The organism is Psychrobacter sp. Pi2-52 (genome assembly GCF_904846705.1).
Classification (GTDB): domain Bacteria; phylum Pseudomonadota; class Gammaproteobacteria; order Pseudomonadales; family Moraxellaceae; genus Psychrobacter.
Window position 1 is genome coordinate 15,663 of record NZ_CAJHBS010000008.1, and the last position, 22,396, is coordinate 38,058.

General features: G+C 42.5%; 21 protein-coding genes. 2 read left to right on the plus strand and 19 right to left on the minus strand.

All coding sequences use genetic code 11. The annotated features are described in order from the left end of the window. Positions 1-6: 6 nt before the first annotated feature. Together uvrC and JMY00_RS06180 are read right to left on the minus strand one after the other, a co-directional pair. Positions 7-1,851 (minus strand): excinuclease ABC subunit UvrC, encoded by a 1,845-nt coding sequence (gene uvrC / locus JMY00_RS06175; protein WP_201579504.1) that lies wholly within the window; start codon positions 1,849-1,851, stop codon positions 7-9. A 154-nt stretch (positions 1,852-2,005) separates the two neighbouring features. Next, complete coding sequence (locus JMY00_RS06180; RefSeq protein ID WP_201579505.1) at positions 2,006-3,529, minus strand: DUF3360 family protein; 1,524 nt, start codon at positions 3,527-3,529, stop codon at positions 2,006-2,008. A gap of 512 nt (positions 3,530-4,041) precedes the next feature. On the opposite strand from JMY00_RS06180, the gene JMY00_RS06185 reads away from it, so the two are divergent. Continuing rightward, positions 4,042-4,602 (plus strand): DUF4442 domain-containing protein, encoded by a 561-nt coding sequence (locus JMY00_RS06185; RefSeq protein WP_201579506.1) that lies wholly within the window; start codon positions 4,042-4,044, stop codon positions 4,600-4,602. Positions 4,603-4,826: 224 nt separating this feature from the next. Here JMY00_RS06185 and rplS read toward each other — a convergent pair whose 3' ends face one another. From rplS to rpsP, 4 genes are all read right to left on the minus strand, one after another. Next, positions 4,827-5,246 (minus strand): 50S ribosomal protein L19, encoded by a 420-nt coding sequence (rplS, locus tag JMY00_RS06190; protein WP_101205948.1) that lies wholly within the window; start codon positions 5,244-5,246, stop codon positions 4,827-4,829. 205 nt (positions 5,247-5,451) lie between these two features. Beyond that, positions 5,452-6,216, minus strand: a complete 765-nt coding sequence (trmD, locus tag JMY00_RS06195; protein ID WP_102092093.1) for a tRNA (guanosine(37)-N1)-methyltransferase TrmD — start codon at positions 6,214-6,216, stop codon at positions 5,452-5,454. A gap of 77 nt (positions 6,217-6,293) precedes the next feature. Next, positions 6,294-6,827 (minus strand): ribosome maturation factor RimM, encoded by a 534-nt coding sequence (gene rimM, locus JMY00_RS06200; RefSeq protein ID WP_201579507.1) that lies wholly within the window; start codon positions 6,825-6,827, stop codon positions 6,294-6,296. A gap of 165 nt (positions 6,828-6,992) precedes the next feature. Then, positions 6,993-7,262: a 30S ribosomal protein S16 gene (gene rpsP / locus JMY00_RS06205; protein WP_021812802.1), complete on the minus strand. Its 270-nt coding sequence runs from the start codon at positions 7,260-7,262 to the stop codon at positions 6,993-6,995. A 426-nt stretch (positions 7,263-7,688) separates the two neighbouring features. Between rpsP and JMY00_RS06210 the strand changes: the two genes are divergently transcribed. Further along, on the plus strand, positions 7,689-9,164 hold the full coding sequence (locus tag JMY00_RS06210) for an ATP-binding protein (RefSeq protein ID WP_201579508.1): 1,476 nt from the start codon (positions 7,689-7,691) through the stop codon (positions 9,162-9,164). 38 nt (positions 9,165-9,202) lie between these two features. Here the strand turns inward: JMY00_RS06210 and JMY00_RS06215 are convergent, their stop codons facing one another. The 13 genes from JMY00_RS06215 to JMY00_RS06275 form a co-directional block, all read right to left on the minus strand. Further along, positions 9,203-9,382 (minus strand): hypothetical protein, encoded by a 180-nt coding sequence (locus JMY00_RS06215; protein ID WP_057761990.1) that lies wholly within the window; start codon positions 9,380-9,382, stop codon positions 9,203-9,205. A 178-nt stretch (positions 9,383-9,560) separates the two neighbouring features. Then, entirely contained in the window at positions 9,561-11,258 is a 1,698-nt protein-coding gene (locus tag JMY00_RS06220; protein ID WP_201579509.1) for an ATP-binding protein, read from the minus strand. 317 nt (positions 11,259-11,575) lie between these two features. Then, on the minus strand, positions 11,576-12,292 hold the full coding sequence (locus tag JMY00_RS06225; protein ID WP_057761994.1) for a response regulator: 717 nt from the start codon (positions 12,290-12,292) through the stop codon (positions 11,576-11,578). A gap of 600 nt (positions 12,293-12,892) precedes the next feature. Continuing rightward, the gene (locus tag JMY00_RS06230; RefSeq protein WP_201579510.1) at positions 12,893-13,309 is read right to left on the minus strand and encodes a F0F1 ATP synthase subunit epsilon; all 417 of its coding nucleotides are present in this window, start codon (positions 13,307-13,309) and stop codon (positions 12,893-12,895) included. Positions 13,310-13,423: 114 nt separating this feature from the next. Next, positions 13,424-14,857, minus strand: coding sequence for a F0F1 ATP synthase subunit beta (atpD, locus tag JMY00_RS06235; RefSeq protein ID WP_057761998.1), 1,434 nt, complete (start codon positions 14,855-14,857; stop codon positions 13,424-13,426). Between the two features lie 38 nt (positions 14,858-14,895). Then, complete coding sequence (gene atpG, locus JMY00_RS06240) at positions 14,896-15,777, minus strand: F0F1 ATP synthase subunit gamma (protein WP_160022091.1); 882 nt, start codon at positions 15,775-15,777, stop codon at positions 14,896-14,898. Between the two features lie 216 nt (positions 15,778-15,993). Beyond that, the gene (gene atpA, locus JMY00_RS06245; protein WP_057762002.1) at positions 15,994-17,538 is read right to left on the minus strand and encodes a F0F1 ATP synthase subunit alpha; all 1,545 of its coding nucleotides are present in this window, start codon (positions 17,536-17,538) and stop codon (positions 15,994-15,996) included. A 93-nt stretch (positions 17,539-17,631) separates the two neighbouring features. Next, the gene (locus JMY00_RS06250; RefSeq protein WP_057762004.1) at positions 17,632-18,255 is read right to left on the minus strand and encodes a F0F1 ATP synthase subunit delta; all 624 of its coding nucleotides are present in this window, start codon (positions 18,253-18,255) and stop codon (positions 17,632-17,634) included. 13 nt (positions 18,256-18,268) lie between these two features. Beyond that, entirely contained in the window at positions 18,269-18,739 is a 471-nt protein-coding gene (locus JMY00_RS06255) for a F0F1 ATP synthase subunit B (RefSeq protein ID WP_101205956.1), read from the minus strand. A 117-nt stretch (positions 18,740-18,856) separates the two neighbouring features. Beyond that, positions 18,857-19,105: a F0F1 ATP synthase subunit C gene (atpE, locus tag JMY00_RS06260; protein ID WP_010197960.1), complete on the minus strand. Its 249-nt coding sequence runs from the start codon at positions 19,103-19,105 to the stop codon at positions 18,857-18,859. Between the two features lie 33 nt (positions 19,106-19,138). Continuing rightward, on the minus strand, positions 19,139-20,005 hold the full coding sequence (atpB, locus tag JMY00_RS06265; protein WP_101205957.1) for a F0F1 ATP synthase subunit A: 867 nt from the start codon (positions 20,003-20,005) through the stop codon (positions 19,139-19,141). A gap of 676 nt (positions 20,006-20,681) precedes the next feature. Continuing rightward, positions 20,682-21,080: an ATP synthase subunit I gene (locus tag JMY00_RS06270; RefSeq protein WP_201579511.1), complete on the minus strand. Its 399-nt coding sequence runs from the start codon at positions 21,078-21,080 to the stop codon at positions 20,682-20,684. Positions 21,081-21,357: 277 nt separating this feature from the next. Next, positions 21,358-22,251 (minus strand): zinc ABC transporter substrate-binding protein, encoded by an 894-nt coding sequence (locus JMY00_RS06275; protein WP_201579512.1) that lies wholly within the window; start codon positions 22,249-22,251, stop codon positions 21,358-21,360. Positions 22,252-22,396 lie beyond the last annotated feature (145 nt).

The window sequence follows — 22,396 nt, forward strand, 5'->3', positions numbered from 1 at the left end:
AATCCATTACTCATGCAGTACTTTATAAACCGTTTTTGCGAGTACTGGTCCGATTCCTTGTACGCCTGCCAACTCTTGCTGTGAAGCGCCAAGCAGCTGCTGCATACCACCAAAATGATTGAGCAAGTCACGACGACGTTTCTCGCCCAGTCCCGGTATCACCTCTAGCACTGATGAAGAGCGACGCTTATCCCGTTTTTTACGGTGAGCGGTAATCGCAAAACGATGCGCCTCATCACGAATATGCATCAGCAAGTGCAATGCTTTGCTATCCATCGGTAGATCTAACGGCTCATGATTGATAAAGTGCAATACCTCAAGCCCAGCCTTGCGCCCTTCCCCTTTTGCCACACTAATGAGCAAGGTGTCACCAAGAATACCCAACTCAGTTAATACTTCTTTGGCAATACCAAGCTGACCTTTACCACCATCAACCAATAGCAAGTCCGGCAATGGCTGCTTCTTATAACGTCTGGTCAGCACTTGCTTCATCGCTGCATAGTCATCGCCACCTTGAATATCATGAATAGCATACTGACGGTAATCACGACGGCGCGAGCCACCTTGGTCAAACACCACGCAGCTACCAATGGTCGCCTCACCCATCGTATGTGAGATATCGAAGCATTCAATACGATCAATCGTCCGATCAGTGACAGTCGCCAGTACGTCTTTTAGCGCACCAAAGCGCGCATGTAGCTCTAGATAATCGCCAAGCTTGGTTTTTAATGCATTACTGGTATTTAGTGTTGCTAAGTCCAGCCACTCTGAACGGTGCTCACGCACATTGGTCTTGATGACTACTTTATTACCGAAATGCGTTGCCAATGCTTCACTTACTGCCACTTGATCTGGTATCTGATGGCTCAATATGATTTCAGCGGGCAAATCATCGGTTACTTGGAAATAGAATGACGTAATAAAGGCCGATAGGTTATCTGCTAACGACTCACTACTGTCCACATCTGGGAAATAGTTTTTCCCGCCCAATACACGGCCGCCACGTACCGTCAGCACGTTCACACAGGTCATGCCAGCCTGACTAGCAATGGCAATCACATCTGCCTCACCTTGTACGGTATAGACGGCTTGCCTTGCTTGTACTTCACGTAACATGGACAGTTGATCTCGATAAAATACCGCCTTTTCAAAATCTAACGTTTCAGCTGACGCTTCCATCTTTTCAATCAGTGTACTATGGATATCGCTAGAATCTCCTTTTAAAAAACGGATGGTGTTATTCACATCCTCTGCATACTCTTCTGATGATACCAAACCGACACAGGGCGCACGGCAACGTTTGATCTGATACTCCAGACAAGGACGCTGACGCTGCTTAAAAAAGGTATTGGTACATTGACGCATTTGAAACATCTTCTGCATCAATACCAACGTTTCTTTTGCCGCATGTGCAGAGGGAAACGGGCCAAAGAATCGACCCTTTTGATGATTGCCTTTGCCGCGACCGTAGGCCAAACGTGGATAAGGCTTATCGGCTGAGATAAACACATAAAGATAGGATTTATCATCACGCAGCAGCACGTTATAGGGCGGACGATGCTCCTTGATTAGATTCTGTTCAAGCAACAGCGCTTCGGTCTCACTACGCGTAATAATAGTCTCAATATTATGAATCCGCGCCACTAGCGCCCGTGTCTTTGGATGGTCAATCGTCTTGGCAAAATAGCTATTTACCCGACTTTTTAGCGACTTAGCTTTACCAACGTATAATATATCGCCGTTCTTACCCAGCATCTTATACACTCCTGGTAAATTAGGCAGGCGTTTAATCAAATGCTTAAGACGGGCTTTTTTATCATCGACAGGACTCGATTCTGAGACATTAACCATAGAATTTATTGCTCTTAAAAACCTTAGTAATACTGCTAGTTATGGGGCGGGAGTCATTGTTTTACAAGCCAATTATTATCGCAGTGCTACCCATAAAAAAGCCAGCTTTCGCCGGCTTAGTTTGTTCTATTATCGTTTATGCAATAACCTACTGCTAATGACGGAAGTTTGCCATCAATGCTGGGATACCCGGTAGCATACCGACGATAGCCATGACGCCTGTCAGTACCACGAACATAATACCCGGTATGATCCAGCGGCTCATCTTAGTCAAATTGGCACTACGTTCTTTAGAGCCGATCAGACCTAAGTTATCAAGCAACAATGTGAGCGACCAACCGAAGGCTGGGTTGACCAATGCCGATGCGAATACCACGATAGCAGCAGATTGCGTGGTTTTACCTTCACGCGTCATCTCCATACCAGCTTCTAGTAATGGAATAAATACCCCAACGATCAAGGCCACACACATCACTGGCTGCCAAATGGCCAAATCCATCGGATAGCCCCAAACCCCTGCGATAATACAAAATAGAGCCGTCAATAAAGCACCGGCAGGAATTGGACGTTTAGCAATCGCCGCAGGAACAATATACGTTCCCCAAGATGACGCAAAGTTGGCGCCGCCCAATACAGAGCCGACTACCTGACGAAATGAAGCACTGGTCATGGTGTCATCAATATCCATAAGCACTTTTTCAGTACGCTTAGGATAGCTGATTTTTTGGAACACCTGATGGCCCAAGAAATCTGGCGACCACATTGCCACGGCCAAAATAGCAAACGGCAGTACTACAATGAAGCTTTCAATCGTCGGCAGACCTAACATCCAACCTGTGTTTTCGCCCCACCAATACATTGGATTCATGTTTGGTAGACCTGGTGCTGTTTTGAACGCAAAAGGTGCGCCCAATGCAAATGCAAGACCACCACCTAACACACAGCTTAGCGGAACCGCGAGCCAGCGTTTTTGCCAATGCTCAAGCAATGCATACAGCAGAATAGTCGCCAGAATAATAAAGAAAGCGATATGCGACATGCCAATCCCTTCTGCCCAAGCAAAGAGATTTTTGACCTGTGATGTGGTTCCGATAAAGCCCAAGTAAATCAATAGGCCACCGCACACACCTTTACTGGTTAAGTTGGCTAGTAGACTCCCCCCTTTACTAATCGCGAGGAGCAGACCAAAAGCACCGATAAGCAAACCAAAGGCCATCGGGTGCCCACCAGCTGCTACCACAATAGGAATCAAAGGAATAAGTGGACCGTGAGTACCTGCAAGGTTGGCCGTCGGCAGTAGAAAGCCCGAAAATAAGATAATAAAGAAGGAGACGATCAATAGCTCATAGCGCACGTTTTCTAAAACAAACGCATCACCTAAGCCGAGTGGACCTGCAAAGGTTGCTGCAATGGCGCCCACCATAACAACTTTACCAATGGTCGCGGCCATTGCTGGAATAGTATCTTCGTATTCAAAACGGTAATCACGGAATGGTAAATTAGGACGCCAGCGTTTCGGCTGCATGATTTGTAATTCATGGTTTAAGTAAGCATCACGACTGTCGAAACTAGAACTGGGCTTATGCAAATCTACATAACTGCCTTGTACTTGACTGTTGTGGTTTACGTTCGAGGTCGGCGGATTAGACCCTGAAGAGGGGGTCTGAGGGTTACTCATCACATTTCCTTGTGTCGATTACATCTTTGATTGACTACACACGCTCTGCTCTAATGTCATAAACCAAAGCGCCTATTACAAACTGCGAACTATTGTATGCCAAGACTTGATGAAATGCGAACCTAAAACCATTTAAAGATACTATGTATCTCATTATAATATATAAACTAAAGTTTCTATTTGAGACAAAATTAACCTTAATAGAAAACCATGAGTAAAAAATCTCTCTGTTATAGACTTTGAATTAGGATAAACGACCATTTTATTGATAATTGTTTACATCTAGGTAGATTTTTATCACATAGATGAATAGCAAAGATAGTTATAATAAATAATGATCGTTACCTGTAAGTGGGCATAAATATGTCATTTCGGTTACGCTTTAGAGCTAGCGAGCTGAGTACTTTTTAATTATGATAAATACTTTTTATCGATTTATTTCTCAGTGACACTGCTTAAAACCGCATTATTGATACAATCAAAAAATTGAGAAAAGGCAACAGGACGAGTTTATGAGCGTACTACCTACCAACCTTGAGACCTTGAAACGTCGGGCAAAAAAAAGCATCATGCCATTGCTGACACCGCATTTATTAAAGCTGCGCCTTAATACTTATGCACCATACATTGGCGCAGGTATCAAAATCGATCATATCAGTCTCGATCAGGGTTTGTGCGTGGTAAGCATGGGACTAAACACTCTGAACAAAAATATCGTCGGTACTCAGTTCGGTGGTAGCTTATATTCAATGGTTGACCCTTTTTATATGCTTATGCTGATGCATCAACTGGGTAGTAATTACGTGGTGTGGGACAAAAGCTCACATATTGATTTCATTGCGCCTGGCAATAGCAAAGTCACTGCACGCATGAAAATACCTAGCTCTGAAATTATTACCATTCAAGATCTAGCAAAAGAAGGCGAAGCGGTATTCCGTGAATATAAAGTCGATATCGTTGATGAGCAGCAAAAGCTCATTGCAACCGTTACCAAGACTTTATACATTAGACTGCGCAAATACAGTAAGTCCAAAGAGCAAGTCAACCGCATCGATACGTTTGATGCTCAATAAACTTTAGCTTATAACTGGCACTATCAGAGCTGATAAAACTCAAATTATTAATGCTATACATACAAAAACCCCAATCTAGCTTTCGCATAGATTGGGGTTTCGTCTTTTTTGGTATGGCCCGCTTATTTATAAATAAACCTATGAATAAGGGCTTGTATCTACTATTACCTTGTCTTGAGCCAATCCTAAAATTATAGGACTAATTCAAAACGGCAAACTTGTGCTTAGATACCAGGTGCAGTATCAACTGCATCAGGTACACCAGCGTCAGTTTTTTTCTGAGCTGGACGTGGCGCAAGTTTTTCGCGGATACGTGCTGATTTACCAGAACGCTCACGTAAGTAGTACAGTTTCGCACGGCGAACAGCACCGCGGCGTTTCACTTCAATGCTATCGATGATTGGTGAATGCAATTGGAATGCACGCTCAACACCAACGCCGCTTGAGATTTTACGTACGGTAAACGCTGAGTTTAGACCGCGGTTACGCTTAGCAATTACAACGCCTTCAAAAGCCTGTAAACGCTCACGCTCACCTTCACGTACTTTTACTTGTACCACAACGGTATCGCCGGGTGCAAAGTTTGGGCGCTCAAGCAATTGAGCGTTTTCGATGACCTGAACCAATGGATGCTTGTTGCTCATGAGAGTTATCTCCTCACATTAGATAATAGAGGCTTAACGCATATCACCTGTTTGTAATAATTAATCGCATCTCTTTATAGTGAGACACAACGTAAATGGGTTATAACCAACGGCCACTATGTGATGACTCGTTTTATTATTGCTCAAAATTCTGTTTCTTAACTGTTTATCAAAACTAGTAACAATAAAGTTAGAGTTTAAAAACCTACTTTTTATCTGCCTTGGCCAATGCTTTCAACCACTTCGCTTGCTCTACCGTTGGGGTAAACGCTTGCCATAAGTCTGGACGACGCGTTTGCGTACGACTAACTTGCTGACTAAAACGCCACTTAGCGATATTGGCATGGTGACCTGAAAGTAATACCTCAGGAACCGCCATACCCGCAAACTCATGCGGCTTAGTATAGTGTGGACAGTCAAGCAAGCCATCGACAAAAGAGTCTTGCTCCGCTGACTTGTCATCACCCATGATATCGGGCAGACGACGTATCACACTATCCATCAGCACCATTGCTGGCAACTCGCCACCAGTCAACACGTAGTCACCTAACGATACTTCCATATCGACATATTGTGACAGTAAACGCTCGTCAATACCTTCATAACGACCGCATAATAAAATCATGCCATCGTAATCAGTCATATTGACTACGCTACTCTCACTAAGCGTTTGCCCTTGCGGTGACATATAAATCACCGGACAGTGCTCACTATCGACACGGCAACCATGCTGACTGGCACGTAATCGTGCATCCTCAATGGCTTTCGATAATGGCTCAGCCATCATCACCATCCCAGGACCACCCCCATAAGGGCGCTCATCAATACGGCGATAGTTATCGGTGGTATAATCACGTGGATTAATGCATTCAATCGTAACTTGCTCTTGAGTCACTGCTCGGCCCGTGATTCCAAATTCACGAATCGTGGCAAACATCTCAGGAAAAATACTAATTACGGCAAAATACATCTGATGTCTACTTGCGTTAAGGCTAAAACAATCGGTGTAAGTAATAATAACGTCTGACTAAAAAGCCAGAAACGCTATCAGTAATCACTCGGCCATGCCACAAGCACTGTTTTTTCAGTCATATTGACTTCTATCACAGTTTGCTTATGCCATGGAATCAGGCGTTCTTCATTGTCTAAACTGTCTGAATTTGCCGTTACACGCATGATGTCATGGGCACCGGTTTCAAACATTTCAGTGATACTACCTAGATACTCATCCTGCTCGTTCATCACGCGCAGACTGACCAAATCCGACCAATAATATTCGTCTTCAGCTGTTTCAGGTAGGACGTTTTGTTCGACCCAAACGGTAACACCGTTCATAGTCTCAGCAACATTACGATCAGGAATCTGCTCAAATTGAGCCACAATTCCTGTTCCTTGCTCACGCCAAGCCTTCACAGTTAAAGGTTTCATGCCAGTGGCAGTTTTCATCCACCACGGCTTCATGTCGAATATTGCTGTACGGTCATCCGTATCACTGAATACCCAAAGCCAGCCTTTAATGCCGTAAGGCTTCTTAAGCTGACCAATTTTCATAAGGGCACTAGCGTTTGGAACAGATGACATAGCAGCTAACCTAACAATGATTAAAACAGCAATTGCAAAAACAATTGCGTCAAAAGCGATAAACAGTTAATGGCGCACCCTGGTCAGACCAGTTACGCTATGTATTCTAAAGTCTACTGAGTCAGATCATAGTTTTGCTACGAACGTCTCAGTAACAACCAAAACTTAAGCAGTTGCTTCAGTTTGAGCTGCAGACTTGTTGTAAGCTTTTGCTAATGAAGCAACGCGATCTGAAGGTTGTGCACCTTTTGCGATCCACGCATTGTACGCTTCCATGTTTAGGCGTACTGCTTCTTCAGACTCTTTAGCGAGTGGGTTAAAAAAGCCGATGTTTTCAATATAGCGACCGTCACGCGCGCGGCGTTGATCAGCAACAACTACTTGATAAAATGGGCGTTTCTTGGCACCGCCCCGTGCTAAACGAATAACAACCATGTGAATTCTCTCTTTCGCAGGTATACCAAAAAGGGCATAATTATATCACAGTCTTTATTTGTTGAAAACATAAACTGTGCATATTTAATTATTTATTAACAATAGCTTAAATGTCGACCTAAGTAAAATATAACTGATAATAATAGTTTATTTTTAAAGTTTTTCTTTAGATTCTATAGATTACTATCGCTCTCTCTGAAAAATAGATGATTGCTAAATACATTTATCCTTAAGCTTAACTTTATACCTATTCCAATAACTATCTAGCTCGCTCGTCGATTGCATACTGTATCAGTACTATTTATTGATTATGCTATTCTATGATATACCGCCATAAATTAACGCACATACTCGCCTTAAGACGACTATGTTTAGAGAACTACAGGCTATATCACAATAACTTTTCTTTTACTCTGTTGGATACATATGATCTCTCCAAACCCAAAGCCGCGTCGCAAAGGTTGGCTGCCACGCTCTTATTCCAACACTTGGCTAACGACCTTGATGGTTGCCTTTATCGTGCTTATTAGTGTGAGCTTATCAATTCTGTTCTTTTGGCGCAGTCTATATCTGCCAGAGCTAAAAAACCATGCACGCTATTTAACGAGTGAGTTGCAGCTGATCAATAGCGTTAACAAAGATTGGCAAGGTCGTCCCGAAGTACGCCAATGGATTTACCAGCACTCTCATGTCGTCGTGGTAAACAATCCCAGCGACTTTCCAGAAGTCGCTGACAAGCCATTCGTGAGCTTTTTTACGGATGTATTACAACGTGAAATCGGTGCACAGCTCGGTCGTCCTGTAGAGGTCTATTTTAAATTTAAGCCAACGCCGCAGCTATGGGTACAAGATAGCCGTGATGACAGTTTTTGGGTGCGTGAGCCTGTGGTTTACTATTCACAATATAGCCCGACATTACTGGTGCTATTTTTGATTGGACTGCCTATCCTATCGTTACTCACGATTATTCTATTAGCCCGTCAATTAAATCGCCCGCTACGCTACCTACAGCGGGCAGCTACTAATTATATTCGTCTCGGTCATGCAACCACACTGCCAACTCAGAAAGGCCCCACAGAAATACGTCAAGTTAACATGGCCTTTAACCGACTGTTTACGACCTTAAACCAAGCGCAAAAAGAGCGAACAATCATGCTTGCCGGCATCTCACATGATTTGCGGACGCCGTTGACACGTATGCGCTTAACCGCAGAAATGCTACCAGATGATTTCTTCCGTGAAGGGCTGATTTACGATATTGAGGATATGGATGCTATTTTAGAGCAATTCATCTCGTTTATGAAAGATGGTTCTGATGAGCCAGTCAGCTTGACCAACCTAGACACTATATTTAATGAAGTCATGGTGCAGTTTGCGCCAATGAAGTTTGTATATGAGTCAGAATGCGACAAGGTTGTTCCTGTACGTCCATTATCCATCAAGCGTCTGATTATCAACTTGGTTAATAATGCCAATCGTTATGGAAAGCCACCAATTTATTTATCGGCTACGGTTGTACCGACATTTATAGAAACTGTCGAAGACGAAGATACGGATGTGGTCAGCGAAAATGTAGTGAACAAAGAAGCTCAAGAACAGCTAGTGATTTGTGTACGAGATTGCGGTGATGGTGTCGCTGACGATCAATTAGAGCGAATTATGCAACCGTTTGAACGTGGAGAGACGGCACGGACTACTCAAGGTAGCGGACTAGGTCTTGCGATTGTTGATCGTATTGCACGATTACATCATGGTACTGTTGAAGCCATCAACCACCCTGAAGGTGGGCTACAAGTATGCGTACGCATTCCCCTACTCTCTAAAGTCGCTGGAGATACTACGCTAGCGGCTGACGTAGAAAAGGTATCTGAGGTAGACAGTACGATGCCAAATTCAAAATAGCGATGAGACTTTAATCTGAATAAGCAAAGAGGTCAACGCTAGTCTTTGCTACCAATAGCCGGCGGAATATACTCAGCACTGTTAGTAAAAGCTAGTGGCTGGGTAATTTCAGCCTGAGCTGTTTGTAGTGTTTGGGTCGTTGATGGCTGTTTTAAGAATAAATAATAGCCTAGCGTAATGGCATTCAACACTACCAAGCCACCAAATAAATATGGCATCCTATGCCCTCCTATGACATTGTCCAACTGTCTTAAAAATAGCGACAAGCGCCGCACCCAGCTATAAAGCTGTATCCTGTTATACCATTAAGATGACGCTGATTGTCTTTAGCATCATGACTAATAATTATGGCGTAGTCTGATAGCTTGCTCTTATAGCTTAGCCCTATAACTTGGTCTAATCTGACAACTTAGTATCGAAGTCGCGCTCGCTTTTCTCCTGCGTCAATTCATCAGCAGCAAGAATTTGCGTCAATGGTTTAATAGGCCACGTCATCACGAACCTTGCGCCGCCTAACTCACGACTCTCATCTACTTTCATACTACCATTAAACCAAAAGGCAATGCGCGATACAATAGACAAGCCTAGGCCATAGCCACCTGACGCGCGTGTACGGCTGTCATCTAAGCGTGAAAATGGAATGAATACTTTTTCGCGATCTGCTTCAGGAATACCATGTCCATCATCTTCGACACTAACGAAGGCATTACCTTTTTTGACACCAGCACTAATGATAATGGTTGTTTCTGCATAGCGTAATGCATTACCTGCAAGATTTTGAATCACACGGTGTAAGTAGCGTCTATCTGCCACTGCTGTTACTTTTGCATTTGGTAAACTGGTTACTATTTTGATAGGTTTACCTAGCGCATTGGTTTCGCGCTCGATCTGCTCTAACAGCTCTCTTAAGTTTACTGGTTCTAAATCTAACTTTGGTGACCCTTCCTCAAGCTTAGCATAGGTCAAAATTTCATCAATCAAACCATTAAGCGATTCAATATCCTCATCAATATAGTCACGCTGCATAAAACGTGAGTCTTCGTCATCTGTATCAGCAAGCATATCTACGGCAAATCGAATACGAGCCACTGGCGTACGAAGCTCATGTGAGACCGCTCGGGTAAGCTCGCGCTGTGATTCAATCAAACGCTTAATATGCGAGGTCATGGCATTAAAAGTCGCTGACAAACGCGCTATTTCATCTTGACCAATAACCTGTACTTGAATATCAAGGTTACCTTGACTGACCTCATTGACACCTACTTGAATCAATTGTAGCTTACGTTCAAGCGGGAAGATGAGCGCATATACACCTAAGCTAATTAGGAACATACTGATAAGAATCATACTAATAATTAGGTTAAGCGGGAACCAATTAAATAGCGGTATAGGCCCAATCAAAATTGCCATATCATTGATTTCGGATGGTACCACTACCCTAATCGCAGAGTTACTCGTACTACTGTTAGTATCTTGCAGCGATATGACAACTTCATCACGGCGCAAACGAGCCATCTGATCTGAATCTAATTCAAGCGTATTGACTGCTTTGAATGCTAAAGGGAAAGAAAACTTTTTCTCTAATTCAGCCAAACGTGCGCGTTTGTCCGATAGCGTCATGTGATAAGACAAATCATCTAACAGAAATACCGCAATTGCTCGTACTTGCTGCTCGGTGACTTGAGAGATTCTCGCTGTTAATACATTCTTATTATCCGGTAAGCGATAATAAACATCTGCATATACAGGCTGGTTGAAATAACGTACAACGGTATTATCATTTTTAAAGTGGCGTAACTCACTGGCGCTAAAATCTACTTCATCAATAGGCAAGACTTTAAAAGTGGTACCAAACAAACTACTCGCATCTGATAACCAATATTCACGTTCTTCTTCGCTATTTTGGTGAGCAATTCCTTCACTCACCAAATGAAATGCCCCCTTTGCCATATTTTCACGATAGGACTGCACACGCTCCTTATTGATGGTATCCATCAATAACTGCGCAAACAGTGCCACACACAAACAGACTATAAGTAGCCCAGCATAGATACGAACAAAAATACTGTGTTTTAAAGAAGAGACTAATGACATACGTGCCGTGACCAACTTAATAAATAGAAATTGCTAATACCATCAAACATATAGATAGTGCTATGTGTTTGATGATATCGAGCATGATCGAATAGAGATAGACTTTTAATTACCGCATTTTAATTCATATGCAGCAATCATCCAAAGACTTATATGTATGACATATATTTAGTCAGCGTCTATAATAATGAGTTAATTAAACCACATAACACTGCATTTAAGTTTAAAAATTAGAATTTAGCCACAAAAAAACCAGCATCGTTGCTGGTTTTTTCGAATAGTGATTAATAATTAATCAACCTATAGAAGCAACAATATTAGTTGCCTTCTTTTACGAATAGATAGCCTTTACTACGTACGGTCTTAATACGCTTTGGATTTTCTGGATCATCACCGATTTTTGGACGAATACGTGAGATACGTACGTCAATTGAACGATCTTGACCATCATACTCAATACCGCGTAGACGCTCAAAGATATCTTCGCGAGATAGAATACGACCTGCATTAGAAGCAAGCAACCATAGTAAATCATATTCAGCACTGGTGAAATCGACGAGCTCATCACCTAGATTAACTGAGCGACCACCGTTATCAATGACTAACTCACCAAACTCTAGACGTTGTGGCACATCTTCTGATGGTGCATTTTCTGAGCGGCGCAGTAACGCACGAATACGTGCAAGCAATACACGTGGCTGGGCAGGCTTGGCAACATAATCGTCAGCACCCATCTCAAGACCCAATACCTGATCCATGTCTTCAGTACGTGCAGTCAACATCAAAATTGGATTTTGATAATGCGGACGCACTTCACGGCATACGGTCAAACCATCGCTACCAGGTAGCATGACATCAAGTACAACCATATCTGGTTGCTCATTGACGATACGGCGAATAGCACGATTACCATCAGTTTCAATTGCCACTTCTAAACCATTTTTGACCAAGTAATCTTGAGTCAGCATGGCCAGACGCTCATCATCTTCAACAATCAAGATTCGGGGGGTGTTGTCTTCTTCATTCGTTGTCATTGTTATATCCTCTAATACATCTAATTTAAAAGCAGTAAAAGTAAGAGCGGTAAAATTAATAGCACCATATAGTGGCACAATTGATGTTCGTATAGCTGTTACAAACTTGGTAGCACAGTATACTATTAAATTATCAGCTTCCTGTACTATAGCTTATAGTCGGTAACAAAACCTATAAACTACCCCTATCAAAACTTTAGTTTGCGTCCAAAAATTATGCCAATTACTTCGTTAGTACATCGCAATTTGTATTATCTATCGTTTGCTAATTACCCAAACCATCGAGCCAACGTTATCGCGTACAGTTACTGCTCGTTACTTATAATACGTTATGTCTAATATAACCATATATTACCGTTGTCGCCAGTGTCTTTTTAAGAAAATTCTAATAGGCGATGATTCATTGATAATAAAAGATTTTTCCTGAGAATGGATTCAACCGCCACAAATACTATCGAAGTAATAACTATGTGTATTTACCGCAGAACAGTTAATTTCATAATGAATAGACATAAAAAAACAGCCCATATAATGGACTGTCTTTTTATTATTACTTTTAGCGATAACTCTAAATGATTAGCTAGAGCTATCAGTAATAAATTACGCGCGGTTTTTGTACTTACGAATAGTCTGTAATTGTCCTACTGACTCTGCAAGTGAGGCCAAAGCCGCATTGGTTTGTAGCGTATCAGACTGGTTAACTAGCATTTGCTCAGCTTTTTTACGTGCTTCGACGATTTTGCTTTCGTCAAGACTGTGTGCACGCATAGCTGTATCAGCCAATACCGTAACCATCTTAGGCTGTACTTCTAGTACGCCACCTGAGACGTAAATTACTTCTTCTTCACCGTTTGGTGTTTGCACTCGCATTGCACCTGGCTTTAGCAAAGTAATAAGCGGTGTGTGACCTGGCAATACACCAATCTCGCCTTCGGTACCAGTAGCTATTAACATGCTAATTTCGCCTGAATACAACTCTTCACGAGCACTTACGACGCGACATTGTAACGTTGCCATACTTAATTCCTTACCATCAAAGCGCGATCAAAAAACAGTAAAACTGCGATGCGTTACTGAAGAGTAGATACAAGGTTTATATTATATCTACTCGTTAGCTTATGCTCATACAACTTACGCTGACTTAGACTTCATTTTTTCAGCTTTAGCGACTACTTCATCGATGCTACCAGCCATGTAGAATGCCTGCTCTGGTAGGTCATCGTATTCACCAGCGATGATTGCTTTAAAGCTAGCAATAGTATCGCGTAGTGGTACGTATTTACCAGGTGCACCAGTGAAGACTTCGGCTACGTGGAATGGCTGAGACAAGAAGCGCTGAATCTTACGAGCACGATAAACAACCAGTTTATCTTCTTCTGATAACTCATCCATACCCAAGATAGCGATGATGTCTTTAAGCTCTTTATAACGCTGTAGAACTTCCTGAACACCACGAGCAACATTGTAATGATCTTCACCGATTACTTGAGGATCTAACTGACGTGATGTTGAATCCAATGGATCAACCGCAGGATAGATACCTTGTGATGCGATATCACGGCTTAGTACAACTGTTGCATCCAAGTGAGCAAACGTTGTAGCAGGTGATGGATCGGTCAAATCATCCGCAGGTACGTATACTGCCTGAACTGAAGTAATAGAGCCTGACTGAGTTGACGTAATACGTTCTTGTAGTAAGCCCATCTCTTCAGCTAGTGTTGGCTGATAACCAACCGCTGAGGGCATACGACCAAGTAGTGCTGATACTTCTGTACCCGCTAGTGTATAACGGTAGATGTTATCAACAAACAATAGTACGTCACGACCTTTACCAGTAACAGGATCTTTGGTATCACGGAAGTACTCAGCCATGGTCAAACCAGACAGTGCAACACGTAAACGGTTACCCGGTGGCTCATTCATCTGACCATATACCATTGCTACTTTAGACTTACTAAAGTCTTCAGTGTTTACAACGCCAGCTTCCTGCATTTCATGATAGAAATCGTTACCTTCACGAGTACGCTCACCAACACCAGCAAATACTGACAAACCTTCATGTTTTAGAGCGATGTTGTTGATCAGCTCCATCATGTTAACGGTTTTACCAACACCAGCACCACCAAACAGACCAACTTTACCACCTTTAGCAAACGGGCAAAGTAGATCGATAACTTTGATACCAGTTTCTAGTAGCTCAGTGCTGTTTGACTGATCCGCGTAGCTTGGCGCTTCACGGTGGATAGACCATTTTTCGTCAGCAACAACAGGACCTTCTTCGTCGATAGGACGACCAAGAACATCCATGATGCGACCTAGCGTACCAGTACCTACAGGCACAGAAATAGGTGCACCAGTATTAGTAACAGGTAGGTTACGCTTTAAACCTTCAGTTGAACCCATTGCAATAGTACGTACAATACCGTCACCTAGCTGTTGCTGTACTTCTAGGGTAGTTTCGGTACCGTCTACTTGCAAGGCATCAAAAATTTGAGGAACTTCATTACGGTTGAACTCAACGTCAAGAACCGCGCCAATAATCTGTACAATACGACCGCTACTCATTGCGTTCTCCTTGAACTTCTATATATAGGTGTAGTCAATTATGAAACAGCAGCAGCACCGCCAACGATTTCCGAGATTTCTCGGGTAATCGCCGCTTGACGCAGCTTGTTATAAACCAACTGTAAATCGTTAATAAGGTCACCAGCATTATCTGTTGCCGCTTTCATCGCAACCATACGTGAAGACTGCTCAGAGGCAATGTTTTCCATTACCGCTTGATAAACAATCGACTCAATATAGCGACCAAGCAATTCATCAATTAACGTCTTGATGTCAGGCTCGTAGATATAATCCCAGCTAAGTTCTGTCTGTAGACCACTGTCTTCATCATCAAATGACTGCTCTGGTAGAGGAACCAACTGATTGACCGTTGGTTTCTGAGTCATCGCATTGACGAATCGGTTATAGACCACATAGATACGGTCAATATTGCCGTTACTATAGTCTTCAAGCATCGCTTGAACCGGTGCATTCAATTGTTCAAACGTTGGTTTATCGCCATAATCGGTCACAGCCGACGTAACTTTACCACCAAAGTTTTTGAAGAAACTCACACCTTTGGCACCGATGACTGCAAACTCAGCTTGTACAGACTGATCTTGATAATCTTGGATACTTTTAGTTAGGGCTTTGAATAAGTTAATATTCAAACCACCCGCTAGGCCACGGTCAGAGGTAATGACAATATAGCCAACCTTATTGACTGGACGCGATACCATATACGGATGTTTGTAGTCTGATGAGGCATGCACCAAATGTGAAATAACCCGGCGCATACTATCAGCATACGGGCGACCCACGTCCATGCGCTCTTGCGCACGGCGCATTTTACTTGCCGCTACCATTTGCATAGCACGAGTAATTTTCTGGGTGCTTTTAATACTGGTGACTTTGGCACGTATCTCTTTTAAGCTTGCCATAATGATTCCAATATAAGAGGGTTAAAAAGCATTGGCGCATGCGACAATCGTTTGATATACAACATCAATCTTACAGAATAACATTTTATATCTTGTGGCATTACGCGATCTAATACCGGTAATGGTTAAAACAGTGGCGCAAATATCTGGTCAGACAACGCGCCACTTTATCAGCTCTAAGCTACAGTTATAACCAATTCGGCTTAACCCGTTAAATTAATAACTGTGATTTTGTTTAAAGGTCTCTAGAGATGACTTTAAACGACCTGCGATATCATCGTTGTAGTTCGCAGTGTCATCAATCTCACGCATCAATTCACTTTGCTCATCATGCATATAACGTAGGTACGCTTCTTCGAAAGAACCAATCTTTTCGACAGGTACGTCAGCTAAGAAGCCTTCGTTTGAAGCATAGATAACGGCTGCTTGCTCAGAGATTGACATCGGCTGATACTGCTTCTGCTTCATCAATTCAGTCACACGCTCACCATGATCAAGCTGTTCGCGAGTTGCGTCATCAAGATCTGATGCAAACTGAGCGAATGCTGCTAGTTCACGATACTGAGCTAGAGCGGTACGAATACCACCAGATAGCTTTTTGATGATCTTAGTCTGAGCGGCTCCGCCCACACGAGATACCGAGATACCAGCGTTTACTGCTGGACGGATACCTGAGGCGAATAAGCTAGACTCTAGGAAGATCTGACCATCAGTGATCGAAATAACGTTGGTTGGTACGAATGCAGATACGTCACCAGCTTGTGTTTCAATGATTGGTAGTGCGGTTAAAGAACCAGTTTTACCTTTCACTTCACCGTTAGTGAACTTTTCTACATAATCAGCATTTACACGTGATGCACGCTCAAGTAGGCGTGAGTGTAAATAGAATACGTCACCAGGATAAGCTTCACGACCTGGCGGACGACGTAATAATAGTGAAATCTGACGATAAGCAACTGCTTGCTTTGATAAGTCATCAAATACAATCAGTGCATCTTCGCCGCGGTCACGGAAGTATTCGCCCATCGTACAACCTGAGTACGGTGCGATATACTGAAGTGCTGCAGGCTCTGATGCTGAAGCAACCACAACAGTGGTATATTCTAGTGCACCAGTTTGCTCAAGCTTACGTACTACGTTAGCGATAGTCGAACGTTTCTGTCCGATAGCCACGTATACACATTTAATGCCTGAAGCTTTCTGTGCGATGATCGCATCGATAGCCATCGCTGTTTTACCAGTCTGACGGTCACCAATGATAAGCTCACGCTGACCACGACCGATTGGGATCATGGTATCAACGGCTTTATAACCAGTCATTACTGGTTGATCTACTGATTGACGGTCGATAACGCCTGGAGCGATCTTTTCGACTTTATCAGTCATCTTGGCATCGATAGGACCTTTGCCATCAATAGGATTACCCAAAGCATCAACAACACGGCCTAACAGCTCAGGACCTACTGGTACTTCAAGAATACGACCAGTACAATAGGCTTTTTGACCTTCTTGCAGCTTTAGGTAATCACCAAGTACTACCGCGCCAACAGAATCACGCTCTAAGTTTAGAGCCATTCCGTAGATTTCGCCTTCAAACTCAATCATTTCGCCGTACATGGCATCTTCAAGACCATGAATCTGCACGATACCGTCAGATACTTTGACAATCGTGCCTTCATTCTTTGCAGTTGCACCCGCATCAAGGTCTTGAATACGCTGCTTAATCAGGTTACTGATTTCCGCTGGATTCAATTGTTGCATTGCCTTGTTTCCTTTAATTTATGATAACCCGCCCACTGACTTAATTGCTCTTATAATCATACAGTCAATATTTGACTGTATTGATGATTGGCATTAGGCAGTTAGCTGTGTTTTTAACTGTTGTAACTTGCCGCGCATCGAATCATCAATGACTTTGTCACCGACTTTGATTGTAGCGCCTGCCAATAGACTTGGATCAACTGATTCGTGAATCACTACACTAGCATTTAGCGAGGCAGCAAGACGCGTTTGTAGCGTTTGACGCTGTTCATCAGTCAATGGGTAGGCAGAGGTCACATATGCGTCAAGCTGCTTTAAGCTTATTGCCTTGTGACGGCGATAATGCTCATAAACTTCAGGAAGCAGCGCCAGACGCTCTTGTTCTGATAACTGTTTAACGAAGTTACTAAGTGCTACTGATACTTTTGGATAGCTTACGTTACTGTCAAGGCTAGTCCCTTGAGCTTCGCTTAATAACTGCTTAAAAGCAGAATCATTAGCGCTAGCTACTTGCGTATCATAAAGATCGACCAAAGCAGCTGACTTATGCTCAGCAGAAACAGCTGGATTGTCTAGCCAAGTACTGAACGACTTGTCATTGACAACAGTGCTAGCAACAAGTAAGAAGTTTTCCCACTCGTTGACTGCGCCGTTTTCGTTGGCATAGTCAAACGCGGCTTTAGCGTACGGTCGTGCTAAGGTTGATAAGTCAGCCATTATATCCTCACAATTACAGCTTCGCCGCCAGTTGGTCTAACATACTGGCATGTTTTTGCACATCGACTTTGTCTTGCAAAATCTTCTCTGCACCAAGTACAGCCAGTTCAGCAACTTGGGCACGTAATGATTCACGCGCTTGATTGATTTCTTGATCGATAGATGCTTGCGCTTGTTGACGAATGCGCTCGCCTTCCGCTTGGGCTTGCGACTTTGCATCTTCGACGAGCTGATTGGCACTCTTGTTCGCTTGCTCGATTAGAGCGGCAGCCTTGGTCTTTGCAAGATCAAGTTCCTGCTGGACATTTTGCTCCGCGGTCGCCAAATCTGCTTTTGCTTTTTCTGCGGCATTCAGACCTTCAGCAATTTTACGCTGACGCTCATTGATGGCACCGATAAGTGGTGGCCACACGAATTTCATGCAAAAAATCACAAATATTGCAAAAGCAATGGCTTGACCGACGAGGGTAAAATTGATATTCACGTGATCACCTCTTTGTTAATGAAAAATCAGTTTCATTGATCATGTTTGGTAGTCAAATCTTGACTATATTTGATAGAAAGTCTCCGAATACCAAACATTTACAACTGAGCTTTCGGATTAACCTGCTAGAGGGTTAGCGAACAACAATAGCATAGCAATACCAACACCGATCATCGGAATAGCATCAAGAAGACCTGCTACGATGAACATACGAGTTTGCAATTGTGAGCCAAGCTCTGGTTGACGCGCAACGCCTTCTAAGAATTTTCCACCTAGAATAGCAAAACCAATACCTGTGCCAAGTGCGCCAAGACCGATAAGTAGTGCTACTGCGATAACTGTGTAACCACCTAATACTGGATCCATTGATGTATCCTCATTTACCTATTGAATGTCTAATTAATGTTCAGTTGATGATGCAAGCGACATATAAACTATCGTCAGCATCATGAATACGAACGCTTGAAGTGTAATAACTAAGATGTGGAAGATAGCCCACGGTACCGATAACGCCCATTGAATCCAAAACGGCATTAGAGCAATCAGTATGAAAATCAATTCCCCAGCATACATGTTGCCGAATAGACGCAAACCAAGTGATACAGGTTTGGCTATTAGAGTAACTGCTTCTAGGATGAAGTTGATGGGAATCAAAATCGCTTGTACGATTGGGTTTTTGGCGCCAAACGGATGCAGTGTTAACTCACCGATAAAGCCGCCCAAACCTTTTTCTTTAATGCTATAAAAGATAATCAGTGCAAAGACAGAGAACGACATACCAAGCGTGATGTTAGGATCAGTCGTTGGAACAATCTTAAAGAAAACATGATGTGGATCATGGCCCATAGCGGCACCGATTTGCCCAGCAATACCTGGAATGAAATCAACAGGTATCAAATCCATCAAGTTCATCAAAAAGATCCAGACAAAAATGGTCAACGCCAATGGCGCAATCAGTTTTGATGTACCACTGTATGAATCACGAACGTTGTTATCAACAAACTCAACGATCATCTCAACTGCTGCCTGAGTTTTTCCTGGCACGCCTGAAGTGACTTTTTTGGCAACCATCCAAAAGACGGCGCAAAATAAGATACCTAGACCAATCGACCATAGCATAGAATCAAGATGGATAGCGTTAAAGCCCATTGCCCCTGCTTCTTCAGCAGTATGAGCAACTTTCCAACCTTCGCCCGGCAGATAGCCATACGTCCAATTCGTTAAGTGGTGAGAGATATATTCTGATGATGTTTGCTCGGATGCCATAATGTAAGCTTCTTATTAATCAACGATTTAATCAACTACCAAAAATATGGTTGTCATCTGATGAGGTGTAGTATTTATATCTATCTTGCTATTAAGCAGACAAATAAACCGTACTAAATCACTCATGTAACCAACAACATCCAACCCATAGTTCTATTACTAATATGCAGTATTTGATAGCGTGAGATAAATTTTAGCTATCAAAAAAGGGCTTATGATAACTCAGTAATAGCCCTTGCATTTTTATACGCAAAATTATTATATATGTGCTTGCCCACTGACCGTTTTTTACGATCGGCGCTTAATGTAGCGCTTATAAGCAAAATATTTAGCCGCCTATATTAATGCAGCGTTGTATTCGTGTAAAGTCAATTGTGATTTTTTTATCCACTGTATGAATAAGTTAGCCACCAGTTTTACTTGCTAATATAGCCATTAACCATAATTAGATATCAGTACTCTAATTATCAGCAATACAGATAGCTGAATAACCCCTACCCTCTCACTGCATACTACGTCTAACATTGAGACTCATAGTGCGGTCTTTATAATCACTGGTGCTATCCTAAGACAGCGTTGTGCTTCGACTTTTCGAACTAGTCATAGAGAAGCTGGACGGCAGGGTGACTTGCCAGTACTATTAATAAACCATCTGTTTAGCGATCATTTATTAGCGCTAGCGTATATGCCACAACATCCAACTGTGACTAATTTGCATTACCATAAAACCGATAAACAGCGCTGGCGCAGATAGGGGTTGTACGGTAATAAAAATTAGTGCAAAACCAAACACGGTCAATAACCATTTTGACATCTGACCCCGATATAGCTGGCTAACGATGTGTTGGCGCGCGCGATATCCGGTGTACCAAAAAATAAAAAACGCAAATACTGCTTGAGTGATAAAACTTAGTAGCGCACCAATTGCAGCACTTTTTGCTATCGTAAGCTCACTATGTAAACAAATAGTATCTACTATCCAAGCAATGATAATAAGGATAAATAGTATCCATGCTTGTCGTTTAATATAGATGCCAATCTTGTCTTTTTGCGTGCGTTTGGCAGGCTTGGTCATCGGTATTCCTATAGCCCTTACAGCATTGGGACAATATATCATACTTATGATAATTTTATCCGTGAATGACTTACTCTACAGGCATTACCTTTCGGCCAAAATAAAACGCTACTTATTATAGGTAGATCGTAACTATTAAGCAAGTAAAATATGACTTTTATCAGTCACCTAACGCATTTTGCTAAGATTATTATATTATTTAGTCTGTAATAAATGCTTGCAGCGAAGCTGTACAACCAACTCAAACAATCCTAGCAAATTGCTGTTTTTGATTACATTATGAGATACATTGATATATCTGTTTGGCCATACTCTGCCACCCACTGATAAAGTCATCGCTACTACTCATATCTTCTGGCTGTACCGTACTCTTCACTGGTTGTAGCTTCGCAAGTAAGCCTTTTGCTGGCTCACTTGGACTAACCAAACACATTTGCTTGGCTGGGCGTTGCTCGTTCAACCAACGGAGTTGGCTTGCTTTGGGTGAGAGATGATGATCTACGCTAAGGCTACCGACGAGCGTTAAGTGTAAGCTGTCTTCGATATATTGATAAGCATCATGATAAGCCCAATAAGGTCGTGTTTTTGAGGCGCTTTGAGTAGAGCTTTGCTCCAATGCAGTAACTTCTTCGTCTAGCTGCTGCGCAAATTTTTTCGCGTTGGCGTGGTATAGATCTTTATATTGTGGATTGGCATGACTATGAATCACAGCCAATGCACGGGTAATGGCTTTGGCATTTTCAGGATCTAACCAAATATGTGGATCTAGTGTACCCGCGATAGCGTCGCCCTTTACATCACGTAATGGATGACGATTGAATGCGTCAAACTCAAATAAAGCAATGGCATTTGGGGCTGTTTTTAGACTTGCTGCTAGATTGTTTTCTAGCGGCTCACCAAACCATACCACAAACTTACTTTCTTTGATTGCCTTGATATCACCTGGGCTGATACTACCATGATGTCCCACCTCCCCCGCTTGCAATAGTCGATTGGCTGACGGCGCGCCTTCTGTTACTGCTTCACTTAACAAGAATAGCGGATAATTGCTAACACTGACCGTTGCAGCTTGTGCACTCAATGTGAAAGACCCTAGGACTATCAATCCTGTCATTAGCAAGCGCTGTAATGTGATAAGCGAACGTACGGAGTAAGTAAAAACAGCGTTCATAGTAAGCTCTTTTATTGTTAGATAGCATTGTTGGATAACGAACGTATGAGTAATAGTGTCTTGCCCCACTCCTGTAAAAAGGGTAGATATACAAGACTACTATAAGACAATTAACTCATTTCTTATTTTAGTATGTTATACTATA

Bases quoted from the DNA above. Each gene is read 5' to 3' on its own strand.
- uvrC (WP_201579504.1), bottom strand. From the start codon at position 1,851: ATGGTTAATGTCTCAGAATCGAGTCCTGTCGATGATAAAAAAGCCCGT.
- JMY00_RS06180 (WP_201579505.1), bottom strand. From the start codon at position 3,529: ATGAGTAACCCTCAGACCCCCTCTTCAGGGTCTAATCCGCCGACCTCG.
- JMY00_RS06185 (WP_201579506.1), top strand. From the start codon at position 4,042: ATGAGCGTACTACCTACCAACCTTGAGACCTTGAAACGTCGGGCAAAA.
- rplS (WP_101205948.1), bottom strand. From the start codon at position 5,246: ATGAGCAACAAGCATCCATTGGTTCAGGTCATCGAAAACGCTCAATTG.
- trmD (WP_102092093.1), bottom strand. From the start codon at position 6,216: ATGTATTTTGCCGTAATTAGTATTTTTCCTGAGATGTTTGCCACGATT.
- rimM (WP_201579507.1), bottom strand. From the start codon at position 6,827: ATGTCATCTGTTCCAAACGCTAGTGCCCTTATGAAAATTGGTCAGCTT.
- rpsP (WP_021812802.1), bottom strand. From the start codon at position 7,262: ATGGTTGTTATTCGTTTAGCACGGGGCGGTGCCAAGAAACGCCCATTT.
- JMY00_RS06210 (WP_201579508.1), top strand. From the start codon at position 7,689: ATGATCTCTCCAAACCCAAAGCCGCGTCGCAAAGGTTGGCTGCCACGC.
- JMY00_RS06215 (WP_057761990.1), bottom strand. From the start codon at position 9,382: ATGCCATATTTATTTGGTGGCTTGGTAGTGTTGAATGCCATTACGCTA.
- JMY00_RS06220 (WP_201579509.1), bottom strand. From the start codon at position 11,258: ATGTCATTAGTCTCTTCTTTAAAACACAGTATTTTTGTTCGTATCTAT.
- JMY00_RS06225 (WP_057761994.1), bottom strand. From the start codon at position 12,292: ATGACAACGAATGAAGAAGACAACACCCCCCGAATCTTGATTGTTGAA.
- JMY00_RS06230 (WP_201579510.1), bottom strand. From the start codon at position 13,309: ATGGCAACGTTACAATGTCGCGTCGTAAGTGCTCGTGAAGAGTTGTAT.
- atpD (WP_057761998.1), bottom strand. From the start codon at position 14,857: ATGAGTAGCGGTCGTATTGTACAGATTATTGGCGCGGTTCTTGACGTT.
- atpG (WP_160022091.1), bottom strand. From the start codon at position 15,777: ATGGCAAGCTTAAAAGAGATACGTGCCAAAGTCACCAGTATTAAAAGC.
- atpA (WP_057762002.1), bottom strand. From the start codon at position 17,538: ATGCAACAATTGAATCCAGCGGAAATCAGTAACCTGATTAAGCAGCGT.
- JMY00_RS06250 (WP_057762004.1), bottom strand. From the start codon at position 18,255: ATGGCTGACTTATCAACCTTAGCACGACCGTACGCTAAAGCCGCGTTT.
- atpE (WP_010197960.1), bottom strand. From the start codon at position 19,105: ATGGATCCAGTATTAGGTGGTTACACAGTTATCGCAGTAGCACTACTT.
- atpB (WP_101205957.1), bottom strand. From the start codon at position 20,005: ATGGCATCCGAGCAAACATCATCAGAATATATCTCTCACCACTTAACG.
- JMY00_RS06270 (WP_201579511.1), bottom strand. From the start codon at position 21,080: ATGACCAAGCCTGCCAAACGCACGCAAAAAGACAAGATTGGCATCTAT.
- JMY00_RS06275 (WP_201579512.1), bottom strand. From the start codon at position 22,251: ATGAACGCTGTTTTTACTTACTCCGTACGTTCGCTTATCACATTACAG.